General features: G+C 69.9%; 15 protein-coding genes. 12 read left to right on the forward strand and 3 right to left on the reverse strand.

The window, feature by feature from the left end:
- Window positions 1-116: 116 nt before the first annotated feature.
- Window positions 117-3,119 carry an excinuclease ABC subunit UvrA gene (gene uvrA / locus MOM01_RS15615; protein ID WP_241386328.1) on the forward strand — a complete coding sequence of 1,001 codons (3,003 nt, stop codon included), beginning with the start codon at window positions 117-119 and terminating at the stop codon, window positions 3,117-3,119.
- 98 nt (window positions 3,120-3,217) lie between these two features.
- Window positions 3,218-5,023: a pyruvate kinase gene (locus MOM01_RS15620; protein WP_241386329.1), complete on the forward strand. Its 1,806-nt coding sequence runs from the start codon at window positions 3,218-3,220 to the stop codon at window positions 5,021-5,023.
- Between the two features lie 33 nt (window positions 5,024-5,056).
- Here the strand turns inward: MOM01_RS15620 and MOM01_RS15625 are convergent, their stop codons facing one another.
- Entirely contained in the window at window positions 5,057-5,443 is a 387-nt protein-coding gene (locus tag MOM01_RS15625; RefSeq protein WP_241386330.1) for a DUF1844 domain-containing protein, read from the reverse strand.
- A 320-nt stretch (window positions 5,444-5,763) separates the two neighbouring features.
- Here MOM01_RS15625 and infC point away from each other — a divergent pair, with 320 nt between their 5' ends.
- From infC to pheT, 6 genes are all read left to right on the forward strand, one after another.
- Window positions 5,764-6,477, forward strand: a complete 714-nt coding sequence (infC, locus tag MOM01_RS15630; protein ID WP_241386331.1) for a translation initiation factor IF-3 — start codon at window positions 5,764-5,766, stop codon at window positions 6,475-6,477.
- A 71-nt stretch (window positions 6,478-6,548) separates the two neighbouring features.
- Window positions 6,549-6,743: a 50S ribosomal protein L35 gene (gene rpmI, locus MOM01_RS15635; RefSeq protein WP_016935462.1), complete on the forward strand. Its 195-nt coding sequence runs from the start codon at window positions 6,549-6,551 to the stop codon at window positions 6,741-6,743.
- 66 nt (window positions 6,744-6,809) lie between these two features.
- Complete coding sequence (gene rplT / locus MOM01_RS15640; protein ID WP_006553977.1) at window positions 6,810-7,190, forward strand: 50S ribosomal protein L20; 381 nt, start codon at window positions 6,810-6,812, stop codon at window positions 7,188-7,190.
- 38 nt (window positions 7,191-7,228) lie between these two features.
- Window positions 7,229-8,041 carry a TrmH family RNA methyltransferase gene (locus MOM01_RS15645; protein ID WP_241386332.1) on the forward strand — a complete coding sequence of 271 codons (813 nt, stop codon included), beginning with the start codon at window positions 7,229-7,231 and terminating at the stop codon, window positions 8,039-8,041.
- Window positions 8,042-8,126: 85 nt separating this feature from the next.
- A complete protein-coding gene (pheS, locus tag MOM01_RS15650; RefSeq protein ID WP_241386333.1) occupies window positions 8,127-9,197 on the forward strand; it encodes a phenylalanine--tRNA ligase subunit alpha in 1,071 nt (356 codons plus the stop codon).
- A 62-nt stretch (window positions 9,198-9,259) separates the two neighbouring features.
- Window positions 9,260-11,746, forward strand: coding sequence for a phenylalanine--tRNA ligase subunit beta (gene pheT / locus MOM01_RS15655; protein ID WP_241386334.1), 2,487 nt, complete (start codon window positions 9,260-9,262; stop codon window positions 11,744-11,746).
- Window positions 11,747-11,756: 10 nt separating this feature from the next.
- Here the strand turns inward: pheT and MOM01_RS15660 are convergent, their stop codons facing one another.
- Both MOM01_RS15660 and MOM01_RS23365 read right to left on the reverse strand, forming a co-directional pair.
- Window positions 11,757-12,437 carry a response regulator transcription factor gene (locus MOM01_RS15660; RefSeq protein ID WP_308196996.1) on the reverse strand — a complete coding sequence of 227 codons (681 nt, stop codon included), beginning with the start codon at window positions 12,435-12,437 and terminating at the stop codon, window positions 11,757-11,759.
- Window positions 12,434-13,597: a sensor histidine kinase gene (locus MOM01_RS23365; protein WP_241386335.1), complete on the reverse strand. Its 1,164-nt coding sequence runs from the start codon at window positions 13,595-13,597 to the stop codon at window positions 12,434-12,436. Before MOM01_RS23365 ends, MOM01_RS15660 begins: the two co-directional genes overlap by 4 nt.
- A gap of 273 nt (window positions 13,598-13,870) precedes the next feature.
- On the opposite strand from MOM01_RS23365, the gene MOM01_RS15670 reads away from it, so the two are divergent.
- The 4 genes from MOM01_RS15670 to argJ all read left to right on the forward strand — a co-directional run bounded on the left by MOM01_RS15670 (window position 13,871) and on the right by argJ (window position 17,120).
- Entirely contained in the window at window positions 13,871-14,233 is a 363-nt protein-coding gene (locus MOM01_RS15670) for a DUF6223 family protein (protein ID WP_241386336.1), read from the forward strand.
- Between the two features lie 85 nt (window positions 14,234-14,318).
- The gene (locus MOM01_RS15675; protein WP_241386337.1) at window positions 14,319-14,741 is read left to right on the forward strand and encodes a PspA/IM30 family protein; all 423 of its coding nucleotides are present in this window, start codon (window positions 14,319-14,321) and stop codon (window positions 14,739-14,741) included.
- Between the two features lie 58 nt (window positions 14,742-14,799).
- Window positions 14,800-15,873 carry an N-acetyl-gamma-glutamyl-phosphate reductase gene (argC, locus tag MOM01_RS15680; protein ID WP_241386338.1) on the forward strand — a complete coding sequence of 358 codons (1,074 nt, stop codon included), beginning with the start codon at window positions 14,800-14,802 and terminating at the stop codon, window positions 15,871-15,873.
- Window positions 15,870-17,120: a bifunctional glutamate N-acetyltransferase/amino-acid acetyltransferase ArgJ gene (argJ, locus tag MOM01_RS15685; protein WP_241386339.1), complete on the forward strand. Its 1,251-nt coding sequence runs from the start codon at window positions 15,870-15,872 to the stop codon at window positions 17,118-17,120. Before argC ends, argJ begins: the two co-directional genes overlap by 4 nt.
- Window positions 17,121-17,158: the final 38 nt, after the last annotated feature.

Raw genomic sequence — 17,158 nt, forward strand, 5'->3', positions numbered from 1 at the left:
TCCGCGAGTACCACCCGTGAGGGCGGCCGCGGATCCGTGCACCCGGAAGGTGTCGGTACCCGCGCCTACCATGGCTGAGGGCCGAACTCCGGCCTTGTCTACAGGAAGGATGTGGCGTGGCAGACCGCCTGATCGTGCGAGGAGCCCGGGAACACAACCTGCGTGGTGTCGACCTGGATCTGCCGCGCGACAGTCTGATCGTCTTCACCGGACTGTCGGGTTCGGGCAAGTCGAGCCTCGCGTTCGACACCATCTTCGCCGAGGGCCAGCGCCGCTACGTCGAGTCGCTGTCGGCCTACGCCCGGCAGTTCCTCGGGCAGATGGACAAACCCGACGTGGACTTCATCGAGGGCCTCTCACCCGCGGTGTCGATCGACCAGAAATCCACCAACCGCAACCCGCGGTCCACGGTGGGCACCATCACCGAGGTCTACGACTACCTCCGCCTGCTGTATGCGCGCGCGGGTACCCCGCACTGCCCCGTGTGCGGTGAGAAGATCTCCCGGCAGACGCCGCAGCAGATCGTCGATCAGGTGCTCGAGATGGAACCCGGCGCCCGCTTCCAGGTCCTCGCGCCCGTGGTGCGGACCCGTAAGGGCGAGTTCGTCGACCTGTTCGAGCAGCTCACCATCCAGGGCTACTCCCGAGTGCGTGTCGACGGCGTCGTGTATCCGCTGTCGGATCCGCCGAAGCTGAAGAAACAGGAGAAACACGACATCGAGGTCGTCGTCGACCGCCTCGCCGTCAAGCCCAGTGCCCAGCAACGTCTCACCGATTCGATCGAGACCGCGCTGCGACTGGCCGAAGGCGTCGTCGTGCTCGACTTCGTCGATCGCGAGGAGGACGCCCCCGACCGCGAACGGCGATTCTCCGAGACGCTCGCGTGCCCCAACTCGCACCCGCTGTCCATCGACGAACTCGAACCACGATCGTTCTCGTTCAACTCGCCGTACGGTGCGTGCCCCGAATGCGCCGGTCTCGGCGTGCGCAAGGAGGTCGACCCCGACCTCGTCGTCCCCGATCCGGATCTGAGCCTCGCCGACGGCGCGATCGCCCCATGGTCGATGGGCCAGAGCGCCGAGTACTTCGGCCGGTTGCTCTCCGGCCTGGCCGACGTCATGGGCTTCGACATCGACACGCCCTGGCGGAAATTGCCCGCCAAGGTGCGCAAGGCCGTGCTCGAAGGCAGCACGGAGCAGGTGCACGTGCGGTACAAGAACCGCTACGGACGCGTGCGTTCCTACTACGCCGAGTTCGAAGGCGTCATGCCGTTCCTGCACCGGCGGCTCGAACAATCCGAGTCCGATCAGGCCAAGGAGCGCTACGAGGGATACATGCGGGAGATCCCGTGTCCCACCTGCGAGGGCGCCCGCCTGCGTCCCGAGATCCTGGCGGTGACGGTCTCGGCAGGCGATTTCGGTCCCAAATCCATCGCCGAGGTGAGCAACCTGTCGATCGCCGAGTGCGCCCGCTTCCTCGACAGCCTCGTCCTCGGTACGAGGGAGGCCGCGATCGCCGGGCAGGTCCTCAAGGAGATCCAAGCGCGGCTCGGCTTCCTCCTCGACGTCGGCCTCGACTACCTGACGCTCTCCCGTGCCGCCGGAACCCTGTCCGGCGGTGAAGCGCAACGCATCCGCCTCGCCACCCAGATCGGTTCGGGTCTCGTCGGCGTGCTGTACGTGCTCGACGAACCGTCCATCGGTCTGCACCAGCGCGACAACCGCCGGCTCATCGATACCCTCACGCGGCTGCGTGATCTGGGCAACACGCTCATCGTCGTCGAGCACGACGAGGACACGGTGCGTGCCTCCGACTGGGTGGTCGACATCGGACCGCGGGCGGGCGAACACGGCGGGAAGGTCGTGCACAGCGGCACCTACAAGGAGCTGCTCGACAATCCGGACTCGCTGACCGGCGCCTATCTGTCCGGGCGCGAGGAGATCGAGATCCCCGACAGCCGCCGGACGGTGGACAAGGGGCGTCAGGTCACCGTGGTCGGCGCCCGCGAGAACAACCTGCGAGAGATCGACGTGTCGTTCCCGCTCGGGGTGCTCACCTGTGTCACCGGTGTCTCCGGATCGGGCAAGTCGACACTCGTCAACGACATCCTCGCCACCGTGATGGCCAACAAGCTCAACGGCGCGCGGCAGGTTCCGGGACGGCACACCCGCATCAACGGACTCGACCAGCTCGACAAGCTCGTCCAGGTCGACCAGTCGCCCATCGGCCGCACGCCGCGGTCCAATCCCGCGACCTACACCGGTGTGTTCGACAAGATCCGGACGCTGTTCGCATCCACCACCGAGGCGAAGGTGCGGGGCTACCAGCCGGGCCGTTTCTCGTTCAACGTCAAGGGTGGCCGCTGCGAGGCGTGCTCCGGAGACGGCACCCTGAAGATCGAGATGAACTTCCTGCCCGATGTGTACGTGCCGTGCGAGGTGTGCCACGGCGCCCGCTACAACCGCGAGACCCTCGAGGTGCACTACAAGGGCAAGACGATCGCCGAGGTCCTCGACATGTCGATCGAGGAGGCCGCCGAGTTCTTCAAGCCGGTCACCTCCATCCACCGCTATCTCAACACCCTGGTGGAGGTCGGTCTCGGATACGTCCGTCTCGGCCAGCCGGCGACCACCCTCTCCGGTGGTGAGGCGCAGCGCGTCAAACTCGCCGCCGAACTGCAGAAGCGGTCCAACGGGCGCACCGCGTACATCCTCGACGAGCCCACCACCGGCCTGCACTTCGAGGACATACGCAAGCTGCTCGGTGTGATCAACGGTCTCGTCGACAAGGGCAACACGGTCATCGTCATCGAGCACAATCTCGATGTGATCAAGACCGCCGACTGGGTCATCGACATGGGACCGGAAGGCGGTTCCGGTGGCGGCACGGTGGTCGCGCAGGGCACGCCGGAAGAGGTCGTCACCGTCGAGGAGAGCTACACCGGTCGTTTCCTCGCCGAGGTCCTCGACGGCCGGGCTGCCGAACCCACACCCGCTCCCGCGCGGAAGCGCGCCGTGAAGTCGGCCGCGACGAAGTCGGGTGCCACGAAAGCAACCGCGGCGAAGTCCACCAATTCCGCGGCGAAGACCTCCCGGAAGAAGGTGGCAGCGGCCGGATGATCGCCGTCCCGGCGCCCGATCCTCGGGGGATCGGGCGCCGGTAGGTTGTTCGATCTGCTGTAACAGTCCCGCGATCCGGCGGGCCTATCGTGGATTTCGTGACCGATCTGCCTGCGATCGCCCGTGCGCTCGACGACCTGCGCGCGCGTCTCGTCGCGGCAGCGGCCGCCGACGACCGATGGACCCGTGCACATCCGGCCCATCGCGGCTCGGCGGAGAATCTCGCCCACTACGTCGCGTTGCGGCATTACGACATCCGTTCGCTGCAGAACGATCTCGCCTCGTGGGGACTGTCGTCGCTCGGTCGGGCCGAAGCGCACGTGCTCGCCTCCGTCGACGCGGTATGCCGTGCGGTGGCGAGCCTCGCCGACCTGCCCGAGAACCCTCCTCCTCCACCTCCGGTGGGGTTCGACGACGGTGAGCGTCTGCTCGAACGCAACGCGGAGGCCCTGCTCGGCGCTGCCGCCGGGGACCGGCGGACCCGGATCATGGTGACGCTCCCGTCCGAGGCGGCCGAGGACGGCGCGGTCGTCGCGGGGGTGGTCGCCGCCGGCGCCGAACTCGTGCGGATCAACTGTGCCCACGACGGTCCGGACGCGTGGGACCGGATGATCGCCCACGTGCGGCGTGCCGAGCGCGCCTGCGGACGGCGGGTGACGGTGACGATGGATCTGGCCGGACCGAAACTGCGTACCGGCGCGGTCGTTCCGGGGCCCGCCGTGGTGAAACTCAAACCGATTCGGGATGCCTTGGGGCGCACGGTTCGTCCCGTGCAGGCGCGACTCGTGCACCCGGCGGCAGACGGTGGTGCGCCGGCTCCGGACGCACCACCCGCGATCCCCGTGACCGACGCGGCGTGGCTGGGCCGGCGACATCGCGGCGACCGGATCGTGTTCGCCGACAGCCGTGGTGCGAAACGGGCGTTCGTCGTGGTCGACATCGGATCGGCGGTCACGGTCGAACTCGCGGACACCGCCTATCTCGTGCCCGGCACGCCGCTGCGGGTGGGGGAGGACGCCACCGAGGTCGGAGGCCTTCCCACCCGCAGCCGTGCCATGACAGTGAGGATCGGCGACGAACTCGTGCTCGACCGCGACACGGCCCCGGCCGATCCCGATGCCGGAACACTCCGGATCGGATGCACTCTGCCGCAGGTCTTCGAGGACACCCGCGTCGGTCATCGGATCTTCTTCGACGACGGCCGCATCGGGGGAGTGATCGAAGGCGCCGGACCCGACGCTCTGCGGGTGCGCATCACCGATGCGGACCTGAAGGGCAGCAAACTCCGGGCGGAGAAGGGCATCAACCTGCCCGATACCGACCTGCAGTTGTCGGCACTCACCGACGACGATCTGCGGGACCTGCCGTTCGTCGTGGGCCACGCCGACGCAGTGAGCCTGTCGTTCGTACGCTCCGCCGACGATGTGGCACTTCTGCAGGACCGGCTCGCCGAACTCGGCGGGGAGCACCTCGGGGTGATCCTGAAGGTGGAGACCGTCTCGGGGTTCGAGAATCTACCCGCCATCCTGTTCGCGGCCATGCAGTCGCCGCGGGTCGGGGTGATGATCGCGCGCGGCGACCTCGCCGTGGAAGCGGGCTACGGCCGCCTCGCCGAGGTTCAGGAGGAGATCCTGTGGGTGTGCGAGGCCGCGCACGTGCCGGTGATCTGGGCGACGCAGGTGCTCGACCGGCTCGCCCGCACCGGCCGGCCGTCCCGCGCCGAGATCACCGATGCCGCGGCGTCGGGTCGCGCCGAATGCGTGATGCTCAACAAGGGGCCGTACGTCGATCTCGCCGTGCGTTTCCTCGACGACGTGCTGCACCGGATGAGCGAACATCAGCGGAAGAAGGGTGCGCTGCTGCGGCGGCTGCGATCGTGGGACGAACCCCCTGCCGCGCGCTGACCACCCCGGTCGGGCGGCCGGCGGGCGCCGAACTCAGTAGACCGGACCGGTGTACTTCTCGCCCGGCCCCTTGCCGGGCTCGTCGGGCACCGCGGATGCCTCGCGGAAGGCCCGCTGCAGCGCCTGCAGGCCTTCGCGCAGCGGGCCCGCGTGCGGGCCGAGATATTCCACCGACGAGGTGATCAGACCGGCGAGGGCGGTGATCACGCGGCGGGCCTCGTCGAGGTCGCGCCGTTCGCTCTCGTCGGGATCGGGATCGGCGAGACCGAGCTTCTCGGCCGCCGAACTCATGAGCATCACCGCGGCGCGGCTGATCACCTCGACGGCCGGGATGTCGGCGAGTTCGCGAACATCCTGGGTCGCAGCGTCCTGATCGGGGGTCTGAGCGTCCTGACCGGGGGTCTCGGGAGCGTCCGTCATGCTGTCGAGCATCCCATCACCGGCAGGGCGGGCGCGGGGCGGGTGGGTTCGGCCCGGCATGATTCGTCGCCGACGTGCATTTTTGTTAGACTGTTCTTCACGACCGCCCGCGGGGATCCACCGTGGGCAGCAAAGTGGAGTCCGACTCCCACCTCTGGCGGCACATCGATGCAGCTCAGAGGTCCGGTCCTCCGAGGCGTGAATGCCCCGGACGTCCGCCTCTCACTCGGGGCGGTGCGGATCGCGTAACGCGAGTTGCGTCCCGTCGACCGGTCGGTATCGGACCCCGCGTGGAGCCTCGGCACCACAGCGGGGTCTTCTTGTCGAGGAGTAGGGCCACGTGCTGCGGTGCGGTCAGACCGACCACACCGCTCTACCTAGGAGGCCCCATCAGCGCTGAGACCCGCATCAACGAACGCATCCGTGTTCCCGAGGTCCGACTCGTCGGACCCGGCGGTGAACAGGTCGGAATCGTGCGTGTTGAAGATGCCCTCCGCCTGGCAATCGAAGCCGACCTCGACCTCGTCGAGGTGGCACCCGACGCCCGGCCGCCGGTCTGCAAGATCATGGACTACGGCAAGTTCAAGTACGAGGCCGCGCAGAAGGCGCGCGAATCGCGCAAGAACCAGCAGCAGACCGTGATCAAGGAGCAGAAGCTCCGCCCGAAGATCGACGACCACGACTACGAGACCAAGAAGCGCAACGTCGTGCGTTTCCTCGAAGCCGGCTCGAAGGTCAAGGTCACCATCATGTTCCGTGGCCGCGAGCAGTCGCGCCCCGAACTCGGATTCCGGTTGCTGCAGCGCCTCGGCGCCGATGTCGCCGAGCTCGGCTTCATCGAGACCAGTCCGAAGCAGGACGGCCGGAACATGACCATGGTGCTGGCCCCGCACAAGGGTGCGAAGACCCGCGCGAAGGCCCAGGAAGCCGCGCAGGCCGCACCCGCGCAGGCCGCTCCGCGCCCGGCAGCCTCCGCCGCCCCGTCCACGGAGGCCGCGCCGGCTCCGGAAACGGGCGACGCCCAGAGCAACTAGCCCGCTCAGGCAGCACATCCGGTGCTGTCCGTGAGCACCGATGTACGCACACGACAAGAACTGAGGACTCCATGCCCAAGTCGAAGACCCACAGCGGCACCGCGAAGCGATTCAAGGTGTCCGGTAGCGGGAAGGTCCTGCGCCAGAAGGCGGGTCGCCGCCACCTGCTCGAGCACAAGTCCTCGCGGGTGACGCGTCGTCTCGACGGCAAGGCCGTCGTCTCCGACGCCGACACCCCGCGTGTCAAGCGCATGCTCGGGCTCTGAGCCTCTCCGACCGATCCACACCGGGGACGGACCGCTCGTCCCCCGAACTCTGACAGGACATAACCAGTGGCACGCGTGAAAAGGGCCGTCAACGCCCAGAAGAAGCGTCGTTCGATTCTCGAGGCCTCGAAGGGCTACCGCGGGCAGCGCTCGCGCCTGTACCGCAAGGCCAAGGAACAGCAGCTTCACTCGCTGACCTACGCCTACCGCGACCGTCGCGCCCGCAAGGGTGATTTCCGCAAGCTGTGGATCAGCCGCATCAACGCCGCTGCTCGCGCCAACGACATCACCTACAACCGCTTCATCCAGGGCCTCAAGGCCGCCGGTGTCGAGGTCGACCGCAAGATCCTCGCCGAGCTCGCCGTCTCCGACGCCGAGGCCTTCGCCGGCCTCGTCGCCGTCGCCAAGGCTGCGCTTCCGGCCGACGTCAACGCTCCGGCTGCCTGAGGGTTGCTCTGAGCCACGACAACACCCAGGAACGACCCGTGGACACGCTCACCGAGCGCACCCCACGGGTCGTTTCTGCTGTGAAACTGCTCCGTACCGCCGAGCGCCGCAAGACCGGACGGTTCCTCGCCGAAGGCGAGAACTCGGTCGCCGAGGCGCTCGCCGCCGCCCGGGTCCACGAGCTGTTCGTCACCGACGCCGCCGCGGCCCGCTACGCCCCGATCGTTGAGGACGCCCGGCGTCGCGGTGTGCGCGTGGGGTTCGTCACCGAACGCGCCGCCGCCCGGCTGTCCGACACCGTGACCCCGCCCGGTCTCGTCGCCGTGTGCGACACCCTCGACGTGCCGCTCGCCGAAGCGGTGACGCCCCGGTCGCGGCTGCTCGCCGTGCCGGTCGCCGTCGCCGAACCCGGCAACGCCGGCACACTCATCCGTGTGTCCGACGCAGTCGGCGCCGACGCCGTGGTGCTCGCCGGCGACAGCGTCGACCCGCACAACGGCAAGTGCGTGCGCTCCTCGGCCGGCAGCATCTTCCACCTGCCGGTCGCCCGCGAACGCGACACCGACCGGGTCCTGGCCGCCCTCACCGACGCCGGCGTGCAGATCCTTGCGACCGCCGCCGACGGCGAGATCGACCTCGACGACGCCGACGACCTGCTCGCCGCACCCACCGCGTGGCTGTTCGGCAACGAGGCCCACGGACTCGACCCCCAGGTCGCCGCCCGAGCCGACCATCGCGTCCGAATCCCCATCCGTGGCCGCGCCGAATCGCTCAACCTCGCCACCGCCGCATCGATCTGCCTGTACGCGAGCGCGCGGGTGCAGCATCGGGCCGCTCGACCCATCACATAGGATTTTCTCCGGTGCACCGCGGGCTCCGGCCCGCACCGCGCCTGGAGAGATCACCCGTTCGTCCGAAGAAGGAGTTGCACCGGTCGTGGCCAAGAAAGAGGGCGGCACCCCGCCGGCAGTCGATCCGAGCGCCCTGACCGAGGACGCGCTCGCCGCCGCCGAGAAGTCCGCGATCGACGCCTTCGCCGCGGCGTCCGATCTCGACGCACTTGCCCAGGCGAAGATCGACCACCTCGGCGACAAGGCCCCCATCTCCCTCGCGAAGCGTGCCCTGGGCTCGCTGCCCGGAAACGAACGCGCCGACGCGGGCAAGCGGGTCAACGCGCACCGAACCGCCGTGCAGGCCGCCTTCGACGAGCGCAAGGCCGCCCTGCAGGCCGAACGAGACGCCGCGGTGCTCGTCGCCGAGGCCGTCGACGTCACCCTGCCCGCCACCCGCCACGGACTCGGCGCCCGCCACCCGATCTCGATCATCTCCGACGAGATCGCGGACGTCTTCGTCGCGATGGGCTGGGAGGTCGCCGAAGGCCCGGAGGTCGAAACCGAGCACTTCAACTTCGACGCCCTGAACTTCCTGCCCGACCATCCGGCGCGCACGATGCAGGACACCTTCCACATCGCCCCGGAGGGCTCGCGGCAGGTCCTGCGCACCCACACCTCACCGGTCCAGGTCCGCACGATGCTGCACCGCGACATCCCGATCTACGTGGTGTGCCCCGGCCGCACCTTCCGCACCGACGAACTCGACGCCACCCACACCCCGGTCTTCTCGCAGGTCGAAGGTCTCGCCGTGGACAAGGGCCTGACCATGGCGCATCTGCGCGGCACCCTCGACGCCTTCGCCCGTGCCCTGTTCGGCCCCGACACCCGCACCCGGATGCGCCCGAACTACTTCCCGTTCACCGAACCGTCCGCCGAGGTGGACGTGTGGTTCCCGAACAAGAAGGGCGGCGCGGGCTGGGTCGAGTGGGGCGGCTGCGGCATGGTCAACCCGAACGTGCTGCGCGCCTCCGGGATCGACCCCGACGTCTACACCGGCTTCGCCTTCGGTATGGGCCTCGAACGCACCCTGCAGTTCCGCAACGGCATCTCCGACATGCGCGACATCGTCGAAGGCGACGTGCGCTTCACCCTGCCGTTCGGCGTGCAGGGCTGACCACCGCCGATCACGAGACCGTTCTCCACCGACCGACGACCGAACGAAAGAGCTGAGCACAAGTGCGAGTAGCGCAGTCCTGGCTGACCGAGATCCTGCAGCGCGCCACCCCGGAGTGGAGCGTCACCGCCGAGGAACTCGACGCGGGATTCGTCCGGGTCGGACTCGAGGTCGAGGACATCGAGACTCTCGGTCGCATCGACAACCTCAAGGTCGGGCGGGTCGTCGAGATCACCGAACTCACCGAGTTCAAGAAGCCCATCCGCTTCTGCAAGGTCGACGTCGGTGAAGCCGAACCCCGCGGCATCGTGTGCGGTGCCCGCAATTTCGCCGAGGGTGACCTGATCGTCGCGGCACTGCCCGGCGCCGTGCTGCCCGGCGACTTCGCCATCGCCTCCCGCAAGACCTACGGGCACATCTCCGACGGCATGATCTGCTCGCTGTCCGAGCTGGGGATCGGCAAGGACCATTCCGGCATCCTGGTGCTCGAACCCGGCAGCGCCGAACCCGGCACCGACGCCAACGACCTGCTCGGGCTCGGCGACACCGTCATCGAACTCAACATCACCCCGGACCGCGGCTACTGCTTCTCGGTCCGCGGTCTGACCCGCGAACTCGCGTGCGGCTTCGACCTCGAGTTCGTCGACCCCGCGAACGTCCTGCCGCTGCCCGCCGACGGTGGCGAGGCCTATCCGATCCGCCTCGACGCGGAGACGAACGCGACCCGCTTCGCCGCCCGCCGCGTCACCGGCATCGACCCGAAGGCGGTGACCCCGTGGTGGATGCAGCGCCGTCTGCTCACCGCGGGGGTGCGGCCCATCTCGCCGGCGGTCGACGTGACCAACTACGTCATGCTCGAACTCGGGCAGCCGCTGCACGCCTTCGACGCCGCGACGCTGCAGGGCGAGATCGTGGTGCGCCGCGCCCGCGCGGGGGAGAAGCTCACCACCCTCGACGGTGTCGAGCGCGAGCTCGATCCCGAGGACGTCGTCATCACCGACGAGTCCGGCGTCATCTCGCTCGCGGGCATCATGGGCGGCGCCACCACCGAGGTGAGCGATACGACCACCGACGTGCTCCTCGAAGCGGCCACCTGGGATCCGCTGGCCGTCTTCCGCGGTAACCGCCGCCACAAGCTCAGCAGCGAGGCCGGTAAGCGCTTCGAGCGCACCGTCGACCCGGCGATCGCTCGGGTCGCGCTCGACCGCGCCGCGGCCCTGCTCGTCGAGATCGCCGGCGGTCGCGTCGAGCCGACGCTCACCGACATCGTCGTGCCCACCGAGACCGCGCAGATCCGCATGGACATCGATCTGCCGGACCGCATGGCGGGGGTGGCCTATCCGAACGGCACCGCCGCGCGGCGGCTGACCCAGATCGGGTGCGCCGTCGAGGTCGGTGTCGGAGCGGACGGCCACGGCCAGCTCGTCGTCACGCCGCCGTCGTGGCGGCCCGACCTGCGCCAGCCCGCGGATCTCGTCGAAGAGGTCCTCCGCCTCGAAGGGCTCGAGCAGATCCCCTCCGTGCTGCCCACCGCCCCTGCCGGTCGCGGGCTCACGTCCACGCAGAAGCGGCGCCGGTCGGTCTCCCGTGCGCTGGCCTACGACGGCTACGTCGAGGTCCTCGCCCCCGTCTTCCTGCCCGCCGGTGTGTTCGACATCTGGGGACTGGACGCCGACGATCCGCGGCGCGTGACCACGAAGGTCCTCAACCCGCTCGAGGCCGACCGCCCCGAACTGGCGACCACCCTGCTGCCGGGGCTGCTCGAGATCCTCGGGCGCAACGTCTCCCGCGGGCAGCGGGATCTGTCCCTGTACGCGATCGCCCAGGTCGTCCGGCCCACCCCGGAGACCACCCCGGTGCAGGCCCTGCCGGTGGACCGTCGTCCCAGCGACGACGAGATCGCCCTGCTCGAAGGGTCGTTGCCGGCGCAACCTGTCCACGTCGGTGGTGTGCTCGCCGGCCTGCGCGAGCCGGCCGGACCGTGGGGGCCGGGCCGGGCCGCCGATGCGTTCGACGCTTTCGCCGCCGCGGAGACGGTGGCGCGCGCCGCCGGGGTCGAGCTCGAGCGCCGCGCCGCGCAGTACCTGCCGTGGCATCCCGGCCGCTGCGCCGAACTGCTCGTCGACGGAGTGGTCGTCGGTCACGCCGGAGAATTGCATCCGGCCGTGATCGAGCGTGCTGGGCTGCCTGCCCGCACCTGCGCTTTCGAGCTCGATCTCGATGCTCTGCCGATCGTGGAATCTCTTCCGGCTCCGGTGGTCTCGCCGTTCCCGGCGGTCCTCCAGGATGTCGCAGTCGTGGTCGACGCGGCGGTGCCGGCGGCGGACGTCGAGCGCGCCCTGCGTTCGGGTGGCGGCGACCTGCTCGAGGACATCCGCCTGTTCGACGTCTTCGAAGGCGCCCAGGTGGGGGAGAACCGCAAGTCTCTGGCCTTCGCCCTGCGTTTCCGGGCCGCGGACCGCACCCTCACCGAGGACGAGGCCAGCGCGGCGCGCGATGCGGCCGTGGCCGCGGCCACCTCGGCCGTCGGGGCGCAGCTGCGCGCCTGAGGCGACACAGCTAGGGGCGCACGAGTCCGGTCGAATAGGCGACCACGACGAGTTGGGCGCGGTCGCGCGCGCCGAGTTTGCCCATGGCACGACTGACATGGGTGCGGGCGGTGGCGGGGCTCAGGCACAGTGCGGCGCCGATCTCCGCGTTGCTCATTCCCCGCCCCACCAGCGCCAGCACCTCGCGCTCGCGGCCGGTGAGAACCGCCAGTCGTTCCTCCGCCCGCCGATCCGCCGTGCGTCGCGCGATGAACCCGGCGATGAGGCGGCGGGTGATCCGAGGGGCGAGCAACGCTTCGCCCGCGGCGAGAACACGGATCCCGTGCAGGAGCTCGGTCGGGCCCGCGTCCTTGAGCAGAAAGCCCCCGGCGCCCGCAGCGAGAGCTTCGGCCACGTACTCGTCGGTGTCGTAGGTCGTGAGGATCAGGATGCGTACCCGGTCCAGTCCGTTCGTGGCGGCGATGTGCCGGGTGGCCTCGATGCCGTCCATCGTGGGCATGCGGATGTCCATGAGCACGACATCCGGACGCAGCGCCCGTGCCCGCTCCACGGCTTCCGAACCGGTCGTGGCTTCCCCCACCACCTCGATGTCGTCCTCGACCTCGAGCAACATCCGGAAGCCGGAGCGCACCAGGTGCTCGTCGTCTGCGAGGAGCACCGTGATCGGACGGCGACCGCCGGCCGCGTTCACAGGGATGCCGTTCGGTTCGGCGCCACCGGGATCCGGGCGAGGACGGCGAAGCCACCCTCGGAGAGGGGCCCGGCGCGCAGGTCGCCGCCGAGCAGCCGGCACCGTTCGCGCATTCCGGCGATGCCGCGCCCACCTTCGTCCGGCGCACCGACCGCCCCCGAATCCACCCGCCGGCCGTCGTCCTCCACCCGGACCTCGACGCAATCGGCGCCGTAGGTCAGCGCGATCGTGACCCGTGTCCGTCCCGCATGGCGGATCACGTTGGTGAGCGACTCCTGCAGGATCCGGTAGACGGCGCTGTCGACGGTGCCGGGGAAGTGCGGCGGCGGCGCGTTCGTCTCGACCTCGACGACGAGTCCGGCCTCGCGCGCCTGCGCGACGAGTTCGTCGAGTTGCCCGAGTCCGGGACGCGGGACGCGACCGTCACCGTCGTCGTGAAGAACGCCGAGAATCATCCGCATCTCCTGCAGGGCACGGGAACTGGTGTGTTCGATCGTCTCGAGTGCCTCCCGCGCCCGCTCCGGCCGTTTGTCGAGGACATGCGCGGTGACGCCGGCCTGGACGTTGATGACGGCGATGGCGTGAGCGACGGTGTCGTGCACGTCGCGGGCGATCCGGAGGCGCTCGCTGTCGACGAGCGCCCGGGCTCGGTCCTCGCGGGTGCGCTCGGCCCGTTCGGCGCGCTCGAGAGCATCAGCGGCAACGACCCTCCGCGACCGCACACTCTCTCCGAGGGCCGCGCTCATGATCGACGCGCCGATACGGAAGAACACCCAGCCGATCGCAGCCGGGGGCTCGACATCGGCGGCGGCGACCAGCCATATCGCGGTCAGCGCCGCGATCCCGACCGCGACCACCGTCAACGACCGGCGCCCGTCGCCCCGGGAGGTCACGGTGTAGACGGCCACGAACAGGCCCAGCCAGCCGGGACCGTCCGGGAAATCGAGGGCGTAGTAGACGCCGCTGCACACGGCCGTCACGACGAACACCGGTACGGGCCATGTGCGGCGTACGGCCAGGATCGCACCGCTGGCGATCAGGAGAAGATAACCGAGACCGCCGGGCTCGGACAGGGGTCGCAGCACCACCTCGGATCCGTCGCTGTTGCGAACGATCGTTCCCTGGACCTGCATCACCGTCACGAAGATCGCGACCACCACGTCCTGCGCCTACACGGGCGGCCGGACCGACGTGACGCGAGCACGCATGCAGCGATCATAGATTTCCGGAACCGGAGACGATGCCCTTCGGCAGCGACGGCGTCTACGACGAGAAGCGCGGATCGGCGCGCTCGATCCACGCCCGTTCGCGTATGTACCGACGCTCGGCGGCCCACGACACGCTCCGGTCCGAGGCGTGACCATCGAGATGTCTCTACTCCTTCGGAAGGGCCGGCCGGTGCGATGCCGCCGTGCCGGGTGAAAGGAATCGACATGTCCGCACTCGGGATGTTCACCCAATCGGCGGCAGCGAACGTCGATGCGCTCGCTGCCGGGTACCGCCTCGGCGTCGGCCGGGCCGTGCCCACTGCGGCGGCCGTGCTGACCGCGATCGGAGTCGTCGCCGGAAGCGTGGCGCTGGCTCGTGCCCGCCGGACCGGTCCGGCTCTCGTTGTGTCCGCGCTGGTTCTCGGTCTCCTCGGTGTGGTGGCAGGGGTACTGCACGGCGCCAATGCGGCCGGTGGACCCGGCACCGGAAACGGTGTGGTCGGTGCGGTCGTCGCGGTGGCGCTGGGAGTCGTGAGCATCGCGCTCGGCGGGCTGGCTGCGGCGCGTTCCGGCCTCGCCCGGAGGTGAACCCGGCCGGCGCCGAGGTGGTGCGCCGATCACCGTCCTCACGTCGGGGGAGCGGGCGGGGTGTCCTGCGACGTAGCCTGGATACATGAGCACGGACGAGTCCACCCCTGAGCCCACGCCGGACCGGCCGGACACCCCGGAGCAGCCCGTACCGGATGTGACTCCGGCCGGCCCGGACACGCCGTCGGTGCCCGATGTACCGGCGGGTCCGGACATCCCGGACGTGCCGCCGATCGAACCCGAGCCGATGCCGGATCCCGACGGCGGACCGGCCGGCGAGTTCCATGCCCCCACGGTCGAGGAGATCACCGGCTACACCGCCGACGGGGTGCCGACCTTCGACTCGGTGCGTGAGAAGATCGAACAGCGGTCGGCGACCGCGCTCGGGGCCGAGGAACTGGCACACGCGAGCGGTCCGGGTCGCAGCCTCGACGAGCAGTACGAAGATCGCCGGGCGGCGGCCGCGGAGCGGCTCGCGGAGATCCGGCGGTCGCTGCGGTCGGAGTGAACCGTCCGGCAGGGACCCGGATATGAAACGATTTGCATAAGAGTGCATAATCATTCGTATGGGTATTTCACCGGCATTCACCGCGACCCCCGAGTCGCCACTGCGGGTCGCCGTTGCAGGCGCCAGCGGCTACGCGGGCGGCGAGATCCTGCGCCTGCTCCTCGGCCACCCGGCCTACCAGGACGGCTCCCTCGTCATCGGAGAGCTCACCGCCGGCGGCAACGCCGGTGCCACGCTGCGTGAATTCCACCCCCACCTGCTGCCGCTGGCCGACCGCGTCCTCGGCGCCACCGACCTCGACACCCTCCTCGGACACGACGTCGTCTTCCTCGCCCTTCCACACGGCCACTCCGCCGTGCTCGCCGAGCAGCTGCCCGACACCACCGTGGTGATCGACTGCGGCGCCGATTTCCGTCTCGAGAACGCCGCCGACTGGCAGCGCTGGTACGGCAGCGATCACGCCGGCACCTGGCCGTACGGCATGCCCGAACTGCCCGGCAAGCGCGACACGCTCGTCGGCGCGACCCGCATCGCGGTCCCCGGCTGCTATCCGACCTCCGCCTCCCTCGCGCTCGCCCCGGCCGTCGCCGCGGGCATCGTCGAACCCGTCGTGCAGGTCGTCGCGGTCTCCGGTACCTCCGGGGCGGGCAAGTCCCCGAGGGTCGATCTTCTCGGTTCCGAAGTGATGGGCTCGGTGCGCGCCTACGGTGTCGGCGGCGCCCACCGGCACACCCCCGAGATCAAGCAGAACCTGTCCGCCCTCGCGGGCACCGACGTGCGGGTGTCCTTCACCCCCGTCCTCGCCCCCATGCCACGCGGCATCCTCGCCACCTGCACCGCGCCCACCCGGGTGACGGCCGCCGAAGCACGCGCGGTCTACGAGAAGGCGTACGCCGACGAGCCGTTCGTTCAGATCCTGCCGGAGGGTGCGCTGCCCACCACCGGAGCGGTCGTCGGTTCCAACGCCGTCCAGATCGCCGTCACGGTCGACGCCGACGCCGGTCTGCTCGTCGTGATCGCCGCCCTCGACAACCTCACCAAGGGCACCGCCGGTGCCGCCGTGCAATCGATGAACCTCGCGCTCGGCCTGCCCGAGACCGCAGGCCTGACCACCGTGGGAGTCGCACCGTGACCGCCGACGAGTACGCCGACGACATCTACACCGACGCCGCCCGCGTCGCCGGTGGCCGGCTGATCCGCACCCAGGGTGTGACCAGCCCCGCCGGCTTCCGTGCCGCCGGGATCCCCGCCGGCATCAAGGCCTCCGGCAAGCAGGATCTCGCCCTCGTGGTCAACGAGGGCCCCGAACTCGCCGCGGCCGGGGTGTTCACCACCAACAAGGTCAAGGCCGCGCCGGTCCTGTGGTCGGCGCAGGTCCTCACCGCCGGCAGACTGCGCGCCGTGATCCTCAACTCCGGTGGCGCGAACGCCTGCACGGGCCCCGGCGGATTCCAGGACACCCACGCCACCGCCGAGGCCGTCGCCGAGGCGCTCAGCAACTGGGGCACCGACACCGGCGCCGGTGAGGTCGCGGTGTGCTCGACCGGGCTGATCGGCGACCGCCTGCCGATGGACAAGGTCCTCTCGGGTGTGCAGGAAGTCGTCCACGAACTCGCCGGCGGCATCTCCGGCGGAACCGACGCCGCCTACGCCATCATGACCACCGACACCGTCCCCAAGCAGGCCGCCCTGCACCACGCCGGCAAGTGGAACGTCGGTGGCATGGCGAAGGGAGCGGGGATGCTCGCTCCCGCCCTGGCCACCATGTTGTGTGTCGTCACCACCGACGCCGTCGCGACCGCGGAGCAACTCGACACCGCGCTGCGTCACGCGACCCGGCTCACCTTCGACCGGCTCGACGTCGACGGCGCGACCTCCACCAACGACACCGTGCTGCTCCTCGCCTCCGGAGCCAGTGGCGTCGCGCCGAGCCAGGACGAGCTGAACGCCGCCGTCCTCGCCGTCTGCGACGACCTCGCCGAGCAGATGATGGCCGACGCCGAGGGCGTCACCAAGCGGGTCACCGTCACCGTCCGCGGCGCCGTCAGCGAAGCCGACGCCCTCATCGGTGCCCGCACCGTCGCCCGCGACAGCCTGGTCAAGACCGCCCTGTTCGGCTCCGACCCGAACTGGGGACGCGTCCTCGCCGCCATCGGCATCGCCCCGATCGAACTCGATCCCGACCGGATCTCGGTGTCGTTCAACGGCAATCCCGTGTGCATCGACGGAATCGGCGCACCGGGCGCCCGCGAGGTCGACCTCTCGGCCGGCGACATCGCCCTCGACATCGACCTCGGCCTCGGCGACGCGCAGGTGTCCATCCGGACCACCGACCTCTCGCACGCCTACGTCGAAGAGAACTCGGCGTACTCGTCGTGACCGGACCCGGCGTCGTCACCGGAGACAGCACAGGAGAG

The organism is Rhodococcus sp. CH91, assembly GCF_022554085.1.
Lineage (GTDB): Bacteria > Actinomycetota > Actinomycetes > Mycobacteriales > Mycobacteriaceae > Rhodococcus.

What these genes read in the sequence shown, in the direction of transcription:
- MOM01_RS15625 (WP_241386330.1), bottom strand. Translation starts at nt 5,443, where the DNA reads ATGACGGACGCTCCCGAGACCCCCGGTCAGGACGCTCAGACCCCCGAT.
- rpmI (WP_016935462.1), top strand. Translation starts at nt 6,549, where the DNA reads ATGCCCAAGTCGAAGACCCACAGCGGCACCGCGAAGCGATTCAAGGTG.
- MOM01_RS15670 (WP_241386336.1), top strand. Translation starts at nt 13,871, where the DNA reads ATGTCCGCACTCGGGATGTTCACCCAATCGGCGGCAGCGAACGTCGAT.
- MOM01_RS15675 (WP_241386337.1), top strand. Translation starts at nt 14,319, where the DNA reads ATGAGCACGGACGAGTCCACCCCTGAGCCCACGCCGGACCGGCCGGAC.
- argC (WP_241386338.1), top strand. Translation starts at nt 14,800, where the DNA reads ATGGGTATTTCACCGGCATTCACCGCGACCCCCGAGTCGCCACTGCGG.